Origin of the sequence: Gluconobacter roseus NBRC 3990 (assembly GCF_006538885.1) — a bacterium.
Lineage (GTDB): Bacteria > Pseudomonadota > Alphaproteobacteria > Acetobacterales > Acetobacteraceae > Gluconobacter > Gluconobacter roseus.
The window spans coordinates 71597-86974 of sequence record NZ_BJLY01000004.1; the positions used below are offsets into that span (position 1 = coordinate 71597).

Sequence of the window (15378 nt, forward strand, 5' to 3'; positions counted from 1 at the left end):
ATGGCCTTCCGCACCCTTGATGGTGTGGACGCACGCGGCAAGCGCGTGCTGGTCCGCGCCGACCTCAACGTTCCGATGCATGACGGCGTCATCACCGATGACACCCGTCTGCAGCGGGTTGCCCCCACCATCCGCGAACTGGCCGACAAGGGCGCCCGCGTCGTGGTGTTCAGCCATTTCGACCGTCCCAAGGGCCAGGTCGTTCCGGCGCTGTCGCTACGTCCGATCGCGCTGAAGCTCGGCCAGATCCTCGGCCAGCCGGTCGGCTTCGTGGCCGAATGCGTCGGTCCGACCGTGGAAGCCGCTGTAGGCGCCATGGCGGACGGGGACATCATTGTTCTTGAGAACACGCGCTTTCATGCGGGTGAGGAGGCCAATGATCCGCAGTTCGCCAAGGCTCTGGCGCAGAACGGCGACATCTTCGTCAATGACGCGTTCTCGGCGGCGCACCGTGCCCATGCCTCCACCGAAGGCGTAGCGCGGGATCTGCCGTCCTTCGCCGGACGTCTGATGCAGGCCGAGCTGAGCGCCCTGTCCGCCGCTCTGGAAAACCCGGAGCGGCCGGTCGGTGCGATCATCGGTGGTTCCAAGATCTCGACGAAGCTCGATCTGATCGGGAATGTCATCGAGAAGGTGGACACGCTGTTCATCACCGGCGCGATGGCCAACACGTTCCTTGCGGCTGAAGGCATGAATGTGGGCAAGTCCCTGCAGGAAGCCGACATGCACGAGACGGCGCGCAAGATCGCCCATCTCGCACAGGAAAAGGGCTGCGAGATCGTCCTGCCGGTTGATGCCGTCGTGGCGCGTGAGTTCAAGGCCAATGTCCCGACCGAGACCTGTCTGATTGGTGAAGTCCCGGACGACGCCATGATCCTCGATGCCGGTCCGCGCACGGTTGAGCTGATCCGGGACCGTCTGGACACGCTCAAGACGCTGGTTTGGAACGGCCCGCTCGGTGCGTTCGAGATCGCACCGTTCGACAGGGCGACCGTCGAGGTCGCGCAGTATGCCGCGCAGCTCACGGAAGAGGGCAAGCTCAAGACGATCGCCGGTGGTGGCGACACGGTCTCGGCCCTGCGTCATGCCGGGGTTGTGGACAAGATGACCTATGTCTCCACGGCAGGCGGGGCTTTTCTCGAATGGCTGGAGGGCAAGATCCTTCCGGGGATCGAGGTGCTTCGCTCCGCGGGCCACGATCTGGGGCTCGAATAAGACAAAAGCCGGGAAGGGGCACCTTCCCGGCTTTTTTATGCGCTTTGCAAGGGAAGGCGGATGTTGAGGAAGTTCCTGTCAGGCTGTTGCCTGCTGTGCAGTCTTGCTGGCTGTCAGGCGTACAACCAGCCCCCGAAACCGCCTGCTCCACCTTCGACCGGAGATCCTATCCGCAGCGGACGTCCCGCTGGAATGCTGCTGTCTCCTCCAAGACATGGGAGCAGCATGTACTACTGATCCGGTTGTGCGACGCTCAGTCGATTGCGCCGCGGGTTTCGATCTGTCCGCTCCGCCTGAGCACCAGCATCGCGAGAAGATAGACGAGCAGTCCGCACGCCGAGAGGATCGCCCCACCGAAGCCGAGTGAGCCATAGCCGAGCTGGTGGGCCAGCAGGACACTACCTAAAGAGGCCCCCAGCGCATTGGCGATGTTGAACGCGGAATGGTTCAGCGAGGCGGCCAGCGTTTGCGCATCGCCTGCAAAATCCATCAGGCGGGTCTGAAGCGCGGGGCCAAGTGCGTTCACGAACGCTGGGACCAGAAAGACATCCACCATCAGCGCCGGACCGTTATGGAGCAGGATGGGAAAGGCCATCATGACCACGGCACTTCCTGCGAGCGCCAGAAGAGCCGCGATATCGAGGTTCCGGTCCACGATCCAGGCACCGATATTGGCCCCTGCGAGCATCCCAAAGCCCCAGATCACCATGAACAGCATGACCTGCCATTCCGGAACATGTGTGACGTTCTGAAGCACGCTGGTCAGATAGGTGTAGATTGCGAACATGCCGCCAAAGCCGATGGCCGCCGTCAGCAGGGTCAGCAGAACCTGCGTGTTGCCGATGGCGGTCACTTCCCGCAGGGGGGAGTTTTTGCGGTTGGGAGTGTCGGCCGGGATGTAGCGCCAGACGCCGAGAAACGTCACGAACCCGAGGATCCCGATAATCAGATAGGCCATCCGCCAGCCGAAATGGTTGGCGGCAAAGGTTGAGAAAGGCGCGCCGATCAGGGTTGAGATCGCAATACCCGACAGTACGCGCCCAACCGCCCAGCCACGTCTTGATCGTTCCACCATGGAAGCGGCGACCAGCGCTGAAATCCCGAACAGAGCGCCGTGGGGCAGGCCGGTGATGAAGCGTGCGACTTCGACCAGACCGGGTGTTGGCATGGCAATGCTGAGCAGGTTTCCGAAGCAGAACAGGATCAGCAGAAGCAGGAGCAGCTCCCGGCGTGACAGCCGCGCACCGAGGATGGTGATGAGCGGGGCGCCGATGACCACGCCGAGCGCATAGGCCGTGATGGCATATCCGGCCTCGGCGGGAGACAGGCCCAGGGAATGGGCGAACTCCGGAAGCATGCCCATGATGGCGAACTCTCCTGTCCCTACGACGAATGTGCCGAAGGTGAGGGTGAGGAGGGCGGCTGTCCGGCCGTGCGGCGCGGAAATCTGTATCGTGGCGTCTGGCGCGGTCATGGTGTCAGTCGTCATGGGAGGGGACCATTGATGGGATGTCAGATCAGGTGCTGAGTGCTGCGGCGCCAGCACGCGCTATGGCGATGTCTTCGTCCACGCTGGCGCCTGATACGCCAATGGCACCAAGGATGGAACCGTCTGCGGCTTTCAGCACCACGCCGCCGCCGAAGCTCGTAAGACCGCCATTGGTGTTTTCGAGCGTGTAGGCTTTACCGCCCGGACTGCCGACCTCGGCAAAATCGGCGCTGTCCATCTGGAAGAGGACGGAGGTGCGCGCTTTCTTGGTGGCGACCTCGATGGCGCCCAGAGGGGTTCCATCCATGCGGATCATGGCCATGGGCCAGGTGCCTGCATCAAGGATGGAGATGCAGACGGCGACATTCAGTCGTGCCGCCTCGGCATGGGCAGCGTCCAGCATGGTGGTGGCGATGGAAAGTTTCATGGTCTCGGCCTGTTTCGCGGAGGAAATGGCGGAGACTATCGGTGTCGTCAGAGGATGAAATTGGCAAATTCGTGAAAAATCAATTTGTCCAGCATTGTTGAACCTGCGCTTTCTCAACCTGCTTCATCATCATCCAGCTCAGATGGATCAGGCGATGACGCGGAAGGGTTTCGGCCGGTCCGCTGACACAGATGCTGGCACGGACTTCGCCATTCTCGCGCCAGGGAATGGCAACGGCGTTCCAGCCGGGACGGAATGTCTCAAGGTCGAGGGAGTATCCCTTGATCCTGACATCCTCGATGCGGTTGAGACTGTCTCCGTCGAGGGCATGGGTGCGGGTGCTGAGAACGCGTCTGCCCAGACCGGGCACGAAGGCGAGAAAGACCAGCCCCACGGCCGAGCCTTCCAGCGTCTCACGCTCCTGCATCAGTGTAGCGGCCATGTCGGGGTCATGGGGATTGAGAATGTCGAGATAGGTGACCTTATCGCCGCTTGGCACGCCGAGAAACACCGTCGCACCGCTGTCTTTCGCAATGGCTTCAAGGGCGGGACGCGTCCGCGTGCGCAGGACGTGATCGTCCCCGGCAATGCGGGAGAGGTTCAGGACACGGCCCCCCAGATGGTAGCGCATGTCTCCCGGCCGCCGCTGGACGTAACCGAGCTGCGTGAGCGTCTGGAGGATGTTGTGGGCCGTGGTTTTGCCGATACCTGAAATTGCCGCGATTTCCTGAAGCCGTGCCCCACCCCCTTCCTGCGCGATGATCTCAAGGATCGCGGCGGAACGTTCGATGGACTGGATCATGCGCGGGGCTCTGGTCATGGATTTCTTTCGGTCTGGCAGGCCTGAGTTCACCATAGATGAATATCTGGACATTCCCCGGTCAAGAACCCTGACGGCACAGAACCCGGCCAGCGTGAAGCGCCTTGTAGTGGCGTAAGCAGGAAGACGCAGCATCGTTTTCCTGTCCGATGCAACAGACAGGGGAGCATGTCAGTGAAGGATTTTGCAGGCAAAACCGTAATCGTCACCGGAGCCGCTTCGGGCTTTGGCAAGGTCACGGCGACACGGTTTCATGAAAAAGGCGCCAGTGTTGTTATGGTGGACAAGGATGCGGAGACACTGAAGTCAGTTGCGGAGCAGTTCGCCGACAATGCTCTTGCCATCACATGCGACGTGTCCGATCCGGAGGCGGTCGAGAAGATGTTCAGCCGTGCCATCGGGCATTTCGGGCAGCTTGATGTGCTGGTTAACAATGCAGGCATCGCCGTTCCCGGACAGCCGGACGAGATCGACAATGCTACCTGGAGTCGGGTCATCGGCACCGATCTGAGCAGCATTTTCTACTGTTCGCGGACAGCCATTCCGCATCTGAAGAAGACGAAGGGCAATATCATCAATGTGGCTTCGATTTCCGGTATGGGTGCAGACTGGAATTTCCCGGCCTATAACGCAGCCAAGGGCGGTGCGGTCAATCTGACGCGCTCTCTGGCGCTGGATCTGGGAAAGTATGGAATCCGCGTCAATGCGGTCAATCCGGGACTGTGCCGCACGGCCATGGGCAAGGCGCTGGTCGAGGATTCGGAAAAGGCGAAGCGTTTTATTGAGCGCACGGCGCTGGGCCGGCTGGGTGAGCCCGAGGATGTAGCGCCGGTAATCGTGTTCCTGGCAAGTCCGGAGGCCGGATTTGTCACGGGTGCGACGGTCGCCGTGGATGGTGGCACCTCAGCCTCCAACGGTCAGCCGCCGATGTCCTGACATGAAAAACCCCGCTGAAGCAGAACTTCAGCGGGGTTCTCCGGGAGCGGTATCAGTTCAGGCCTGAAGACCGTTTTCGCGGCGACGATGTTCCACTTCAGCGGCCATGGCCTTCTGAAGCTTCTCCATCGCACGGGCCTCGATCTGGCGGATACGCTCACGCGAGACATGATAGTGATGGGAAAGCTCTTCCAGCGTGGAAGGCTCTTCCTTCAGGCGACGCTCGCTCAGGATGTGACGCTCACGCTCGTTTAGCGTCATCAGGGCCTGATCCAGCAGAGCCTTGCGACCCGTGAACTCTTCGGATGCGGCGTATGTCTGCTCCTGGTTCTCGTGATCATCCACGAGCCAGTCCTGCCACTCGCCTTCACCGTCGATGCGCAGCGGCGCATTGAGGCTGTGGTCGGGTGCAGCCAGACGCTGGTTCATCGAGACCACGTCCTGCTCCGGCACGCCGAGCGTCGTGGCAATGGAATTGACCTGCTCGGGTTTCAGATCACCGTCATCAATGGCCTGCATCTGCCCCTTGAGGCGACGCAGGTTGAAGAACAGCTTCTTCTGCGCGGCGGTCGTGCCCATCTTCACCAGCGACCAGCTGTGCAGGATGTATTCCTGCATGGCGGCGCGGATCCACCACATGGCATAGGTGGCGAGACGGAAGCCACGCTCCGGATCAAACCGGCGCACGGCCTGCATCATGCCGATGTTGCCTTCGCTGATGAGTTCGTTCACCGGCAGGCCATAGCCACGGTAGCCCATGGCAATCTTGGCCACGAGACGCAGATGGGAGGTGACGAGGCGATGGGCCGCGCTCGTGTCTTCGTCCTTGCGCCAGCGCCGGGAGAGATCAAGCTCTTCCTGCGGCGTCAGCAGCGGGAACTTGCGGATTTCCTGAAGGTAGCGGGTGAGATTGTTCTCGGGACCCACTGAAATGACGGCTGGGGATGCCATGATCTTCGACTCCTTTCGCCCGGGGCTTAACCCGCATCCGGATGAGATGGAGACTCATACGGACCGGCGACGGGATAGTTCCGTCTGACCCAGGTGACGCATTGGGAAGGACTTTCACGTCCCCGACCGTCAGCCCCCGGACTGGGCGACCTCTGGTGGTACGATCCATTCCGGCGGCGCGTCAGCTCGTCGGATGAGCTGTTTATGACAGGCTCAGCCAAAAAAGTCAATGGCCTTTGAAGGTTTAGCCGATCAGTCGCTTTTTCAAGGTCTGGAAGTCTTCAGGAGGCGCAGTTTCGAAAGAAAGCTGCTTTTTCGTCCGCGGATGGATAAATCCGAGTCGGGTCGCATGGAGCGCCTGACGGGGGAAATCAAGGGCCGCTTCCTTTGCATCCTGCGACAGACCGCGCGCTGCTGCGGGAATCCGGCGCAGATAGACCGGGTCTCCGAGCAGGGGATGGCCTGCATTTGAAAGGTGAACACGGATCTGATGGGTCCGTCCAGTGGCGAGGCGACATTCGATCAGGGAGACGGCGGCCTGAAAGGGTTCGATCAGTTTGAATCGTGTCAGGGCCACCTTGCCCCCACTTCCCACGACCGCCATGCGTTTGCGGTCCCGCTTGTCGCGGCCGATATTGCCGTCGAACTCGCCCTCGGCGGGAAGTAATCCCCAGGCGAGCGCCAGATAGGCGCGGTCGATGTCACGGGCGGCAAAGGCGTCTGACAGCGCGTTATGGACCATTGCCGTTTTGGCCACGACCATCAGGCCGGACGTGTCCTTGTCCAGACGATGCACGATTCCCGGACGCTTCTCGCCGCCAATGCCCTCGAATCCTTCCCCGCAATGCCCAAGCAGAGCATTGACCAGCGTGCCGGTCTCGTTCCCCGGCGCAGGATGGGTGACGAGCCCGGCCTGCTTGTCGAGCACAATCAGGTCGTCGTCCTCGTAGAGGATGTTGAGCGGGATCTGCTCGGCGACCGGACGGGCAGGGGTGGGGGCGGGGAAGGTCAGCACCATTTCCATGCCGTCGCGCAGCGTTTCCGCTGGCTCGCAGACCGTCTTTCCATTGACGGAAAGATTGCCGCTTTCAATCAGGGCCTTGACCCGGGAGCGGGAAACCGTGCCGATGGCGTCCGCCAGCGCCCGGTCGGCCCTCTGGCCAGCCGTGGACGCATCGACAACAAGACGGAATGGGGAAACAGGATCAGACATGACACAGGGTGTAGCCGAGGAAATGGCGAACAGCGAGTCGCAGACGCCAAAAGCGCTTCTGGCCGCCGTAATTTTGATGGGCGTGCTGATTATCGCGGCTGTCTTCGGACTGATCGGCGTGATTGCCTACCGTTTTCTGCATCCCCGTCCAAGCGTCACGGCCACCGTGCCGCTGGCTGACGGCGGCTTTTCACGTCTGGCGCTTCCGCTGGGTGCAGGCGAGCACATCACGGCAGTCACATCCCGTCCGGATGGTCTGATGGCGGTGACGCTGAGCGGGGCGGGAAGTGACCGTGTCCTGCTATGGAATCCGGAAGCCGGCAAGATTGCCGCCGAACTCGATTTCGGAACGCCCGCGCCGTCTGCGTCCCCGTCTCCCTGAACCGTGAGCCCTGCTGCCGCGTTAAGGCAGAAGGATTTATGAAGGATCAGGGATTATGGGACGTCTGATTGATGCGGTCGTGGCGGCCGGTACGGTGTTCGGAGTTCAGTACGCAGCCAGGGAAATCAGCCCGGCTGATGATAAAGCGACCCGCCGCTGGTACGAACATCTGAACAAGCCGCATTTCAATCCGCCTGGGCCGGCCTATGCCGTAATCTGGACGGTGCTCGACGGGCTGCTGGCCTGGTCTGGTTACCGGCTGCTGCGGGCCGAGAAGTCCTGTTGCCGGACAGCGGCGCTTGTTCTGTGGGCACTGTGTGTTGCGGGCGTAGCGGGCTTCCCGTTCTTCGTGTTCCGCAAGCGTCAGCTTGGGACCGGTCTTGCGATCTGCATTGGCCTGATCATGACGTCCGGTGCCTCGATCTGCACGGCACATAAGGTGGACTGCAAGGCGGCCTCAATGCAGGTGCCGTTCTTTGTCTGGCTGATTTTTGCAACCTGCATCCATGAACAGATCTGGCGCAGGAACTGAAACCTGTCTTAAGGCGCGCTGAGTATAGCCGCCAGTAGCCCGGGGAACCGCTCGTCGAGTTCCTCGCGGCGCAGGGAATTGCGATGCTGGACGCCCTCGATCCGCGTCCGCAGGATTCCGCTCTCCCGAAGCACCTGAAAATGATGCGACATGCTGGATTTGGGCCGCGTCCCGATCAGCGTAGCGCAGTTTGCCTCCCCGACACGCTCCAGATGCCGCACGATGTCCAGCCGTGCGGGATCGGCGAGGGCCCGCAATACCACGGTCAGTTCAAACGTCTCGGGGGCGGGATGGTCATAGGCAGCCATGGCGTTCTTATCCCTTTCCTGAGGTTTTATCGCAACAGTTGCTTTGTTCGGGTGTTATCGAACAACAGGATGACCTGGTTCCAGGAGACAGATAATGCCAACGCTTTTTGATCCCATTGATTTCGGTCCCATTCACGCAAAGAACCGTATCGTGATGTCGCCGCTGACACGCGGACGGGCCACGAAAGAGGCAGTCCCGACCCCGCTCATGGCGGAATATTATGGCCAGCGCGCCAGCGCGGGACTGATCATCACCGAGGCCACAGGCATTTCCCGCGAAGGTCTGGGCTGGCCGTTCGCTCCAGGTATCTGGACAGATGAGCAGGTCGAGGCCTGGAAACCAATCGTGGAAGCCGTTCATGCAAAGGGCGGCAAGATCGTCTGCCAGCTCTGGCATATGGGCCGCATGGTCCATTCTTCCGTCACCGGAACGCAGCCGGTCTCGTCCTCTGCGACCACGGCGCCCGGCGAGGTCCATACCTATGAAGGCAAAAAGCCTTTCGAACAGGCCCGGGCCATCGATGCAGCAGATATCAGCCGTATTCTGGGTGATTATGAAAATGCCGCCCGCAATGCGATCCGTGCCGGTTTCGACGGAGTGCAGATCCATGCTGCCAATGGCTATCTGATCGACGAATTCCTGAAGGACGGCACGAACAAGCGTACTGACGAATATGGTGGCAGCCCCGAAAACCGCACACGCTTCCTGCGTCAGGTAGTGGAGCGTGTCATTGCTGCTGTTGGTGCAGAACGGACCGGTGTGCGCATGTCTCCCAATGGTGACACGCAGGGCTGCATCGACAGCGCACCGGAGACGGTTTTCGTGCCGGCTGCAAAGCTGCTTCAGGATCTGGGCGTTGCCTGGCTCGAACTGCGGGAACCCGGACCTAACGGAACGTTCGGAAAGACGGAGCAGCCAAAACTTTCGCCGCAGATCCGCAAGGTGTTCCTGCGCCCGTTGGTGCTCAATCAGGACTACACGTTCGAGGAAGCGCAGGCTGCACTGGCAGAAGGGAAGGCCGATGCGATCGCCTTCGGTCGGAAGTTCATCTCCAACCCGGACCTGCCGGAGCGCTTTGCCAAAGGGATTGCGCTTCAGCCCGACAATATCAAGACCTGGTACAGTCAGGGACCGGAAGGATACACGGACTATCCGTTCGCTACGTCCAGCTCTGACTGAAACAGGTCTTTCCGGAAGCAGACATTGCTCCCGGAAGCTGCCCGTTCAGACCGGGCGAACCAGTTCGTAGAGTGCCACGGCCGCGGCATTGGAGACGTTCAGGCTCTCCATGTCGCCGGGCATGTAAACACTGGCGATTTCGTCACAGGTCTCACGCGTCAGACGACGCAGCCCGGCGCCTTCGGCTCCAAGCACAAGCGCCACGCGGCGCCCGGCAAAGCTCTTGCCATCTAGTCGTGTGCCCCCGGCATCCAGTCCCACGACCCAGAAATTCTCGGCCTGAAGCGCCTGCAGGGCTCGGGAAAGATTGACCTCACGCAGAATGGGTACAACGTCCAGCGCACCCGAAGCGGCCTTCGCCATGGCACCACTTTCCTGCGGAGCATTGCGATCCTGCACGAGAAGGGCAGCCGCACCGAACGCCGCGGCGGATCGCAGAATCGCACCGATATTGCGCGGATCCGTCACCTGATCGAGCACCAGAACCGGGCCGGTCCGCTCGACGATGTCCGGGATAGCCAATGTTTCCAGAGGCTCGACCCGCAGGCAGACGCCCTGATGCACGGCATCGCGCTCACACAGACGGTCCAGTCGCTCACGGTCCACGATCTGCGGTTTGCGGGACGCATTGTCGAAAGCAGCTGCGGCTTCGCGCGTGGCCAGAAAGTCGTGGATGACACGCTCGGGATTGGCCAAAGCCGCCTGCACGGCATGGTGTCCGTAAATCCAGTAACCGGGTCCGGAGCTTGCGGCACCGCCACGACCGGAACGGCCACCCCGTTCTCTGGTGCGGCCTCCAGACGTATGGGTGCCGTGACCGGCATTACCGGTAGAAGGGGAGGAGCGATCCGTGGAACGGTCGGGAGCGGAACGGGAGGGAGATCTTCTGGCCATAAAAAAGCATATAATCGACAACAGGCGATTGACATAGCCGTCAATCCGCCATATCCCAACCGCCGACCCGGAGAGGTGCCCGAGTGGCTAAAGGGGGCGGACTGTAAATCCGCTGGCGTACGCCTACGTTGGTTCGAATCCAACTCTCTCCACCAGGTCCCCTCATTTTTCCATAAAATCTAATTGCGTTATGGGTCAGGCATTGATCCGCCCATGATCTGATTTGGGGCTCAGATATCTGAGCGGCTCGCGATAACGCAAAATCAATTATAAAAAAGCTCACATCGGGCTGGCCATGTTTCTTAAGCGTGGCAAGGCAAACTGGCACAGCTGTTGCTTCAGGAGCGGCTACCAGAGAGTTGCTGAATTTTGCAAAAGCGAAACTGCGGGAGGACAAAATGATCCTCTTACCGATGTTTGCTGCTCCTTAATTCATGAACAAAATTCATATATAAATGAAATAAAATCATTTTTGCTCAATGAACGGCTCGGGCATAACAGCCAGCAACGCTTCCTGGCGCACATGGCATGCAGAGCAATGCCGGAGAACTATAAAATAAATAAATTCTCGCAATGTTCGAAATAATGGGCATGAGAATTTGCTGCATAGCAAGGTCACGCAGAACATGACTATGGATTTCAGATTCAACATCAAGAAAACCCGATTTGACGAGGACTATTGCCCGTCAAATGATACTCGCCTGACAACGAATTTTGCCAATCTGGCCAGAGGTTCGCATCGTCAGGAAAATTTGCGTAATGTTCTGAAGATGATTGATAATCGTTTCAATGCACTGGCGCACTGGGACAACTCCAAAGCAGATCGTTATGCTGTTGAGCTGGATATCATTTCTGTCGAGATGGTTGCCAATTTCCGTGGCGAGCATGAAACATTCCCATTAATCGAGATTCTCAGCACATCTATTATTGATAAACTCCGAAATGAGCGCATTCCCGGTGTTGCCGGAAACAATTTTTCTTCCTACGTCCGGGATTACGATTTCAGTGTTCTTCTGCTGAACCATAATAAATCCCGTTCTGAGTTCAGTATTCCCGATCGCTTTGGCGACCTTCATGGGAATCTGTTCAAATCCTTTGTGTATTCTGATGAATACAGGAAAAACTTTAGCAAGATGCCTGTCATCTGCCTGAGCGTTTCAAGCAACAGAACCTACCACAGAACCGAAAACCATCATCCGGTTCTGGGCTCTGAATACGAGCAGCCCGAATACTCTCTGACGGATCAGTATTTTGAAAAAATGGGTATGAAGGTGCGGTATTTCATGCCGCCTCACAGTTCTGCACCTCTGGCATTCTATTTCTTTGGTGATCTTCTTTCAGATTACTCTGATCTGGAGCTTATCAGCACCATCAGCACGATGGAGTGTTTCCAGAAGGTCTATCGCCCGGAAATTTATAACGCCAATTCGCCGGCAGCAGGATGCTATCAGCCCAGCCTGAAACATCAGGACTTTTCGACGACCCAGATTGTCTATGATCGTGAAGAACGCAGCCAGCTGGCAGTGGCGCAGGGAAAATTCACCGAAGAGACCTTCATCAAGCCGCACCAGGATATTCTTGAGCAGTGGTCTGCTCAGTATTCCGCCTGATTACCTGACCACACAAGGCCATTAACCATGACAAGACTCCTCCCGACCTCGACCGTTGGCAGCCTGCCCAAGCCTTCCTGGCTCGCGAAGCCTGAAACTCTCTGGTCCCCCTGGAAGCTGCAGGGTGAAGAACTGATCGAAGGCAAACAGGATGCGCTGCGCCTGACGCTGGATGATCAAAACCGCGCCGGGATCGATATCGTCAGCGATGGCGAGCAAACGCGCCAGCACTTCGTTACGACGTTCATTGAGCATCTCAGCGGTGTGGATTTCGAGAACCGGCAGACGGTCAAGATCCGCAACCGATACGATGCGAGCGTGCCGTCAGTTGTGGATGCCGTGGCGCGTGAAAAGCCCGTCTTTGTCGAAGATGCGAAGTTTCTGCGGTCGCTGACAGACAAGCCGGTCAAATGGACGCTTCCGGGCCCCATGACCATGATCGACACGCTCTATGATGGTCACTACAAAAGTCGCGAGAAGCTGGCCTGGGAATTTGCAAAGATTCTCAACCAGGAGGCCCGGGAACTGGAAGCTGCTGGCGTCGACATCATCCAGTTCGATGAACCTGCGTTTAATGTGTTCTTCGATGAGGTCAATGACTGGGGTGTGGCTACTTTGGAAAAGGCTGTCGAGGGACTTAAATGCGAAACCGCGGTCCATATCTGTTACGGATATGGCATCAAAGCCAATATCGACTGGAAAAACAGTCTGGGGGCAGAATGGCGGCAGTATGAGGAGATTTTTCCCAAGCTGCAGAAATCCAGCATCGATCTGGTTTCTCTGGAATGCCAGAACTCCCGTGTTCCGATGGATCTTATCGAACTGATCCGCGGCAAGAAGGTAATGGTCGGCGCCATTGATGTGGCAACGAACACTATTGAAACACCGGAAGAGGTGGCTGCCACTCTGAGAAAAGCTCTGCAGTTTGTAGACGCGGACAAGCTCTACCCTTCCACTAATTGTGGCATGGCTCCCCTGTCACGCCAGGTCGCCCGGGGAAAGCTGAATGCGCTCGGCGCTGGTGCAGAGATCATTCGCAAAGAGCTTTCTGCCTGATGAGCCCGATATCCGGTGTATGACGCAGTAATGTGTTCATGCACCGGAAAACCGGACGACATTCTGACGCTCCGTGGTTGCTTCCTGTTCTGATCAATGTCTGGAGCGCAAGTATCTCCTGCAAAAGTGCTTCATAAGCCCCATGGCATCGCACAGCATGGGCACTCCCATGGTTTTCCACCTTCCGGGTCCGTGTCTTCCGGTTCATCGCATGTCAGAAATGGCGTGCGGGATTCACTCTGTGTTTTATCGTGGCGGCGCAAGGCCGCAGTTTCGATATCATCCCGCTTGTTCCATGGTTGATCAGTCATCAGTCTTGTCCTGCTGTCCGGAACTGTCAGCCTGCTTGAGCGAACCCGTCGGACGCGCGCCAAGAATATGAGCAATTGCGTAGCTCAGATCAGGTCGGTTCAATGTGGATACGTGAAACTCATTGACGCCTCTGGCCTGCAGGGCACGGATCTGCTCAACGGCGACAAGGCTGCCGATGGTCCGACGCAATTCCGGATTGCCTGAGGTTTCTTCGAACAAATGCGTCAGCCAGGACGGCACGGTTATTCCGCACATTTTTGAAAATTGCGCGATCTGATCATAATCCGATACCGGCATGATGCCGGGTATAATCGGCGCGGTAATGCCTGCCGCCAGACAACGGTCCAGAAAGCGCAGATAAGTCGAGGCCTCAAAGAAATACTGGGTAATGGCCCGTGTCGCCCCGGCATCGAGCTTGCGTTTGAGATTGTCGAGATCGGCTTCTGGACTCAAAGCCGCAGGATGTCCTTCAGGATAAGCAGCGACAGAGATTTCAAAATCCGCAATCCGGCGCAGGCCCGCAACAAGATCGCTGGCATAGGCATACCCATCCGGATGCGGCGTATAGCCAGCCCCTCCCGCAGGCGGATCGCCACGCAGGGCCACGATATGCCTGATCCCGGCCTCCCAGTATTGACGGGCAATATCGTCAACTTCCTCACGCGATGCTCCCATACAGGTCAGATGCGCAGCCGGAACCAGATTTGTTTTCTGTTGAAGACGCAGCACGCTGGCCTGTGTGCTGTTCCGTGTGCTTCCACCGGCACCATGAGTCACCGATACGAAACGGGGCGAAAGCGGGGCCAGACGGCGGATGCATGCCCACAGACGCCGCTCCATCGCCTCAGTCCTTGGAGGAACAAACTCGAAGGAGAGGACAGGAACGGGCAAGCCAGAACCACAGGACGGCAGGGAGCCGCTTTCTTCTTCGGAAGCCCTGCGTTTCAGCTCCGAACTCATGTCAGCGCCTCTGAAATGACAATGGCGGACTGGCGGGAGATGAGCATGGAGAAAAGATCCGGATGTGCTTGGAACCGTCTCCAGATAACCGTTCCGGACAATGCGCATAAATGATATGTTTTCATGAATACATGAATTTGATGCATCTAACTGGTGAGACATGGGCATTCTCGAACGCAACCATCTGATGATTATCCGGGAGGTCGCCCGGGAAGGCTCATTAACAGCGGCAGCAGTACGGCTGAATCTGACCCAGCCTGCGCTCAGTCATGCCGTCCGCAAGATCGAATTCCAGCTTGGTGTGAAGATATGGCGGCGCGAGGGGCGCTCGCTGGTGCTGACGCAGGCCGGGCAGTGGCTGCTTTCTCTGGCAAACCGGCTGCTGCCACAGTTTTCACTGGCGGAAGAGAGGCTGGAACAGTTTGCCAATGGCGAACGCGGCACCCTGAGGATCGGGATGGAATGCCACCCCTGCTATCAGTGGCTTCTCAACGTTGTCTCGCCATATCTGGAGCGCTGGCCGAAAGTGGACGTTGATGTGCGACAGAAGTTCCAGTTCGGCGGCATCGGAGCGTTGCTGAGCAACGAGATCGATATTCTCGTAACGCCGGACCCGCTTTACAAGCCCGAGCTGAATTTCACACCTGTCTTCGACTATGAGCTCGTCCTCGTCGTGGGAAGCGGTCACAAACTCTACGGCGCAAAGCACATCACACCGGAACAGCTTTCCAGCGAAACACTCATTACCTACCCCGTACCCTCTGAGCGGCTGGATATTTATACCCAGTTCCTCCAGCCCGCCGGTATCGCCCCGCGCCAGCAGAAGCAGATTGAAACAACCGACATCATGCTGGTCATGGTCGCGCATGGTCGAGGTGTTGCAGTCCTCCCCCGCTGGCTCGTGGAAGAATACGCCTCACGCTATGATCTCCATGCGATAAGGCTGGGGAAAAACGGGATTGCAAAACAGATTTTTCTCGGACGGCGCGAGACGGACGATGATATTCAGTATCTCGCCGATTTCATAAAATTTGCCGCCGAGCCCCGGGAAGAGGCTCAGAATTCGTAGCTGATATTCATCATCGGCCTGCCA

16 protein-coding genes and 1 tRNA gene are annotated in these 15378 nt (G+C 58.4%); 9 read left to right on the top strand and 8 right to left on the bottom strand.

The genetic code is table 11. The annotated features are described in order from the left end of the window. Positions 1 to 1215, top strand: coding sequence for a phosphoglycerate kinase (locus GRO01_RS10340; protein ID WP_062507846.1), 1215 nt, complete (start codon positions 1 to 3; stop codon positions 1213 to 1215). Between the two features lie 253 nt (positions 1216 to 1468). On the opposite strand, the gene GRO01_RS10345 is transcribed toward GRO01_RS10340, so the two are convergent. From GRO01_RS10345 to GRO01_RS10355, 3 genes are all read right to left on the bottom strand, one after another. Next, positions 1469 to 2704: an MFS transporter gene (locus GRO01_RS10345; RefSeq protein ID WP_062507848.1), complete on the bottom strand. Its 1236-nt coding sequence runs from the start codon at positions 2702 to 2704 to the stop codon at positions 1469 to 1471. 28 nt (positions 2705 to 2732) lie between these two features. Next, on the bottom strand, positions 2733 to 3131 hold the full coding sequence (locus GRO01_RS10350) for a GlcG/HbpS family heme-binding protein (protein ID WP_062507850.1): 399 nt from the start codon (positions 3129 to 3131) through the stop codon (positions 2733 to 2735). 79 nt (positions 3132 to 3210) lie between these two features. Next, positions 3211 to 3951, bottom strand: a complete 741-nt coding sequence (locus GRO01_RS10355) for an IclR family transcriptional regulator (RefSeq protein WP_062507852.1) — start codon at positions 3949 to 3951, stop codon at positions 3211 to 3213. A gap of 174 nt (positions 3952 to 4125) precedes the next feature. Here GRO01_RS10355 and GRO01_RS10360 point away from each other — a divergent pair, with 174 nt between their 5' ends. Beyond that, complete coding sequence (locus GRO01_RS10360; protein WP_197032592.1) at positions 4126 to 4887, top strand: meso-2,3-butanediol dehydrogenase; 762 nt, start codon at positions 4126 to 4128, stop codon at positions 4885 to 4887. 57 nt (positions 4888 to 4944) lie between these two features. Here GRO01_RS10360 and rpoH read toward each other — a convergent pair whose 3' ends face one another. Next, on the bottom strand, positions 4945 to 5838 hold the full coding sequence (gene rpoH / locus GRO01_RS10365) for an RNA polymerase sigma factor RpoH (RefSeq protein WP_062507856.1): 894 nt from the start codon (positions 5836 to 5838) through the stop codon (positions 4945 to 4947). A 244-nt stretch (positions 5839 to 6082) separates the two neighbouring features. Further along, positions 6083 to 7051 (bottom strand): RluA family pseudouridine synthase, encoded by a 969-nt coding sequence (locus GRO01_RS10370; protein WP_062507858.1) that lies wholly within the window; start codon positions 7049 to 7051, stop codon positions 6083 to 6085. Between GRO01_RS10370 and GRO01_RS10375 the strand changes: the two genes are divergently transcribed. Then, positions 7050 to 7433, top strand: coding sequence for a hypothetical protein (locus GRO01_RS10375; protein ID WP_062507860.1), 384 nt, complete (start codon positions 7050 to 7052; stop codon positions 7431 to 7433). The two genes, GRO01_RS10370 and GRO01_RS10375, sit on opposite strands and share 2 nt — an antisense overlap. A 55-nt stretch (positions 7434 to 7488) precedes the next feature. Continuing rightward, positions 7489 to 7965, top strand: a complete 477-nt coding sequence (locus GRO01_RS10380) for a TspO/MBR family protein (protein WP_062507862.1) — start codon at positions 7489 to 7491, stop codon at positions 7963 to 7965. An 8-nt stretch (positions 7966 to 7973) separates the two neighbouring features. Here GRO01_RS10380 and GRO01_RS10385 read toward each other — a convergent pair whose 3' ends face one another. Next, a complete protein-coding gene (locus GRO01_RS10385; RefSeq protein ID WP_062507864.1) occupies positions 7974 to 8273 on the bottom strand; it encodes an ArsR/SmtB family transcription factor in 300 nt (99 codons plus the stop codon). A gap of 94 nt (positions 8274 to 8367) precedes the next feature. Between GRO01_RS10385 and GRO01_RS10390 the strand changes: the two genes are divergently transcribed. After that, positions 8368 to 9453, top strand: coding sequence for an alkene reductase (locus GRO01_RS10390; protein ID WP_062507866.1), 1086 nt, complete (start codon positions 8368 to 8370; stop codon positions 9451 to 9453). Positions 9454 to 9498: 45 nt separating this feature from the next. On the opposite strand, the gene rlmB is transcribed toward GRO01_RS10390, so the two are convergent. Then, the gene (rlmB, locus tag GRO01_RS10395; RefSeq protein WP_174787434.1) at positions 9499 to 10347 is read right to left on the bottom strand and encodes a 23S rRNA (guanosine(2251)-2'-O)-methyltransferase RlmB; all 849 of its coding nucleotides are present in this window, start codon (positions 10345 to 10347) and stop codon (positions 9499 to 9501) included. A 69-nt stretch (positions 10348 to 10416) separates the two neighbouring features. On the opposite strand from rlmB, the gene GRO01_RS10400 reads away from it, so the two are divergent. From GRO01_RS10400 to GRO01_RS10410, 3 genes are all read left to right on the top strand, one after another. Next, positions 10417 to 10502, top strand: a tRNA-Tyr gene (locus GRO01_RS10400). Between the two features lie 471 nt (positions 10503 to 10973). After that, on the top strand, positions 10974 to 11957 hold the full coding sequence (locus GRO01_RS10405; RefSeq protein WP_062507898.1) for a DUF1852 domain-containing protein: 984 nt from the start codon (positions 10974 to 10976) through the stop codon (positions 11955 to 11957). 27 nt (positions 11958 to 11984) lie between these two features. Then, the gene (locus GRO01_RS10410) at positions 11985 to 13013 is read left to right on the top strand and encodes a methionine synthase (RefSeq protein ID WP_062507868.1); all 1029 of its coding nucleotides are present in this window, start codon (positions 11985 to 11987) and stop codon (positions 13011 to 13013) included. A 303-nt stretch (positions 13014 to 13316) separates the two neighbouring features. Here the strand turns inward: GRO01_RS10410 and metF are convergent, their stop codons facing one another. Beyond that, positions 13317 to 14285, bottom strand: coding sequence for a methylenetetrahydrofolate reductase [NAD(P)H] (gene metF, locus GRO01_RS10415; protein ID WP_062507900.1), 969 nt, complete (start codon positions 14283 to 14285; stop codon positions 13317 to 13319). Positions 14286 to 14445: 160 nt separating this feature from the next. Between metF and GRO01_RS10420 the strand changes: the two genes are divergently transcribed. Further along, positions 14446 to 15354, top strand: coding sequence for a LysR family transcriptional regulator (locus tag GRO01_RS10420; RefSeq protein WP_062507870.1), 909 nt, complete (start codon positions 14446 to 14448; stop codon positions 15352 to 15354). Positions 15355 to 15378 lie beyond the last annotated feature (24 nt).

Coding starts and splice junctions, on each gene's coding strand:
- GRO01_RS10340 (WP_062507846.1), top strand. CDS start 1: ATGGCCTTCCGCACCCTTGATGGTGTGGACGCACGCGGCAAGCGCGTG.
- GRO01_RS10345 (WP_062507848.1), bottom strand. CDS start 2,704: ATGACGACTGACACCATGACCGCGCCAGACGCCACGATACAGATTTCC.
- GRO01_RS10350 (WP_062507850.1), bottom strand. CDS start 3,131: ATGAAACTTTCCATCGCCACCACCATGCTGGACGCTGCCCATGCCGAG.
- GRO01_RS10355 (WP_062507852.1), bottom strand. CDS start 3,951: ATGACCAGAGCCCCGCGCATGATCCAGTCCATCGAACGTTCCGCCGCG.
- rpoH (WP_062507856.1), bottom strand. CDS start 5,838: ATGGCATCCCCAGCCGTCATTTCAGTGGGTCCCGAGAACAATCTCACC.
- GRO01_RS10375 (WP_062507860.1), top strand. CDS start 7,050: ATGACACAGGGTGTAGCCGAGGAAATGGCGAACAGCGAGTCGCAGACG.
- GRO01_RS10370 (WP_062507858.1), bottom strand. CDS start 7,051: ATGTCTGATCCTGTTTCCCCATTCCGTCTTGTTGTCGATGCGTCCACG.
- GRO01_RS10380 (WP_062507862.1), top strand. CDS start 7,489: ATGGGACGTCTGATTGATGCGGTCGTGGCGGCCGGTACGGTGTTCGGA.
- GRO01_RS10385 (WP_062507864.1), bottom strand. CDS start 8,273: ATGGCTGCCTATGACCATCCCGCCCCCGAGACGTTTGAACTGACCGTG.
- GRO01_RS10390 (WP_062507866.1), top strand. CDS start 8,368: ATGCCAACGCTTTTTGATCCCATTGATTTCGGTCCCATTCACGCAAAG.
- rlmB (WP_174787434.1), bottom strand. CDS start 10,347: ATGGCCAGAAGATCTCCCTCCCGTTCCGCTCCCGACCGTTCCACGGAT.
- GRO01_RS10405 (WP_062507898.1), top strand. CDS start 10,974: ATGACTATGGATTTCAGATTCAACATCAAGAAAACCCGATTTGACGAG.
- GRO01_RS10410 (WP_062507868.1), top strand. CDS start 11,985: ATGACAAGACTCCTCCCGACCTCGACCGTTGGCAGCCTGCCCAAGCCT.
- metF (WP_062507900.1), bottom strand. CDS start 14,285: ATGAGTTCGGAGCTGAAACGCAGGGCTTCCGAAGAAGAAAGCGGCTCC.
- GRO01_RS10420 (WP_062507870.1), top strand. CDS start 14,446: ATGGGCATTCTCGAACGCAACCATCTGATGATTATCCGGGAGGTCGCC.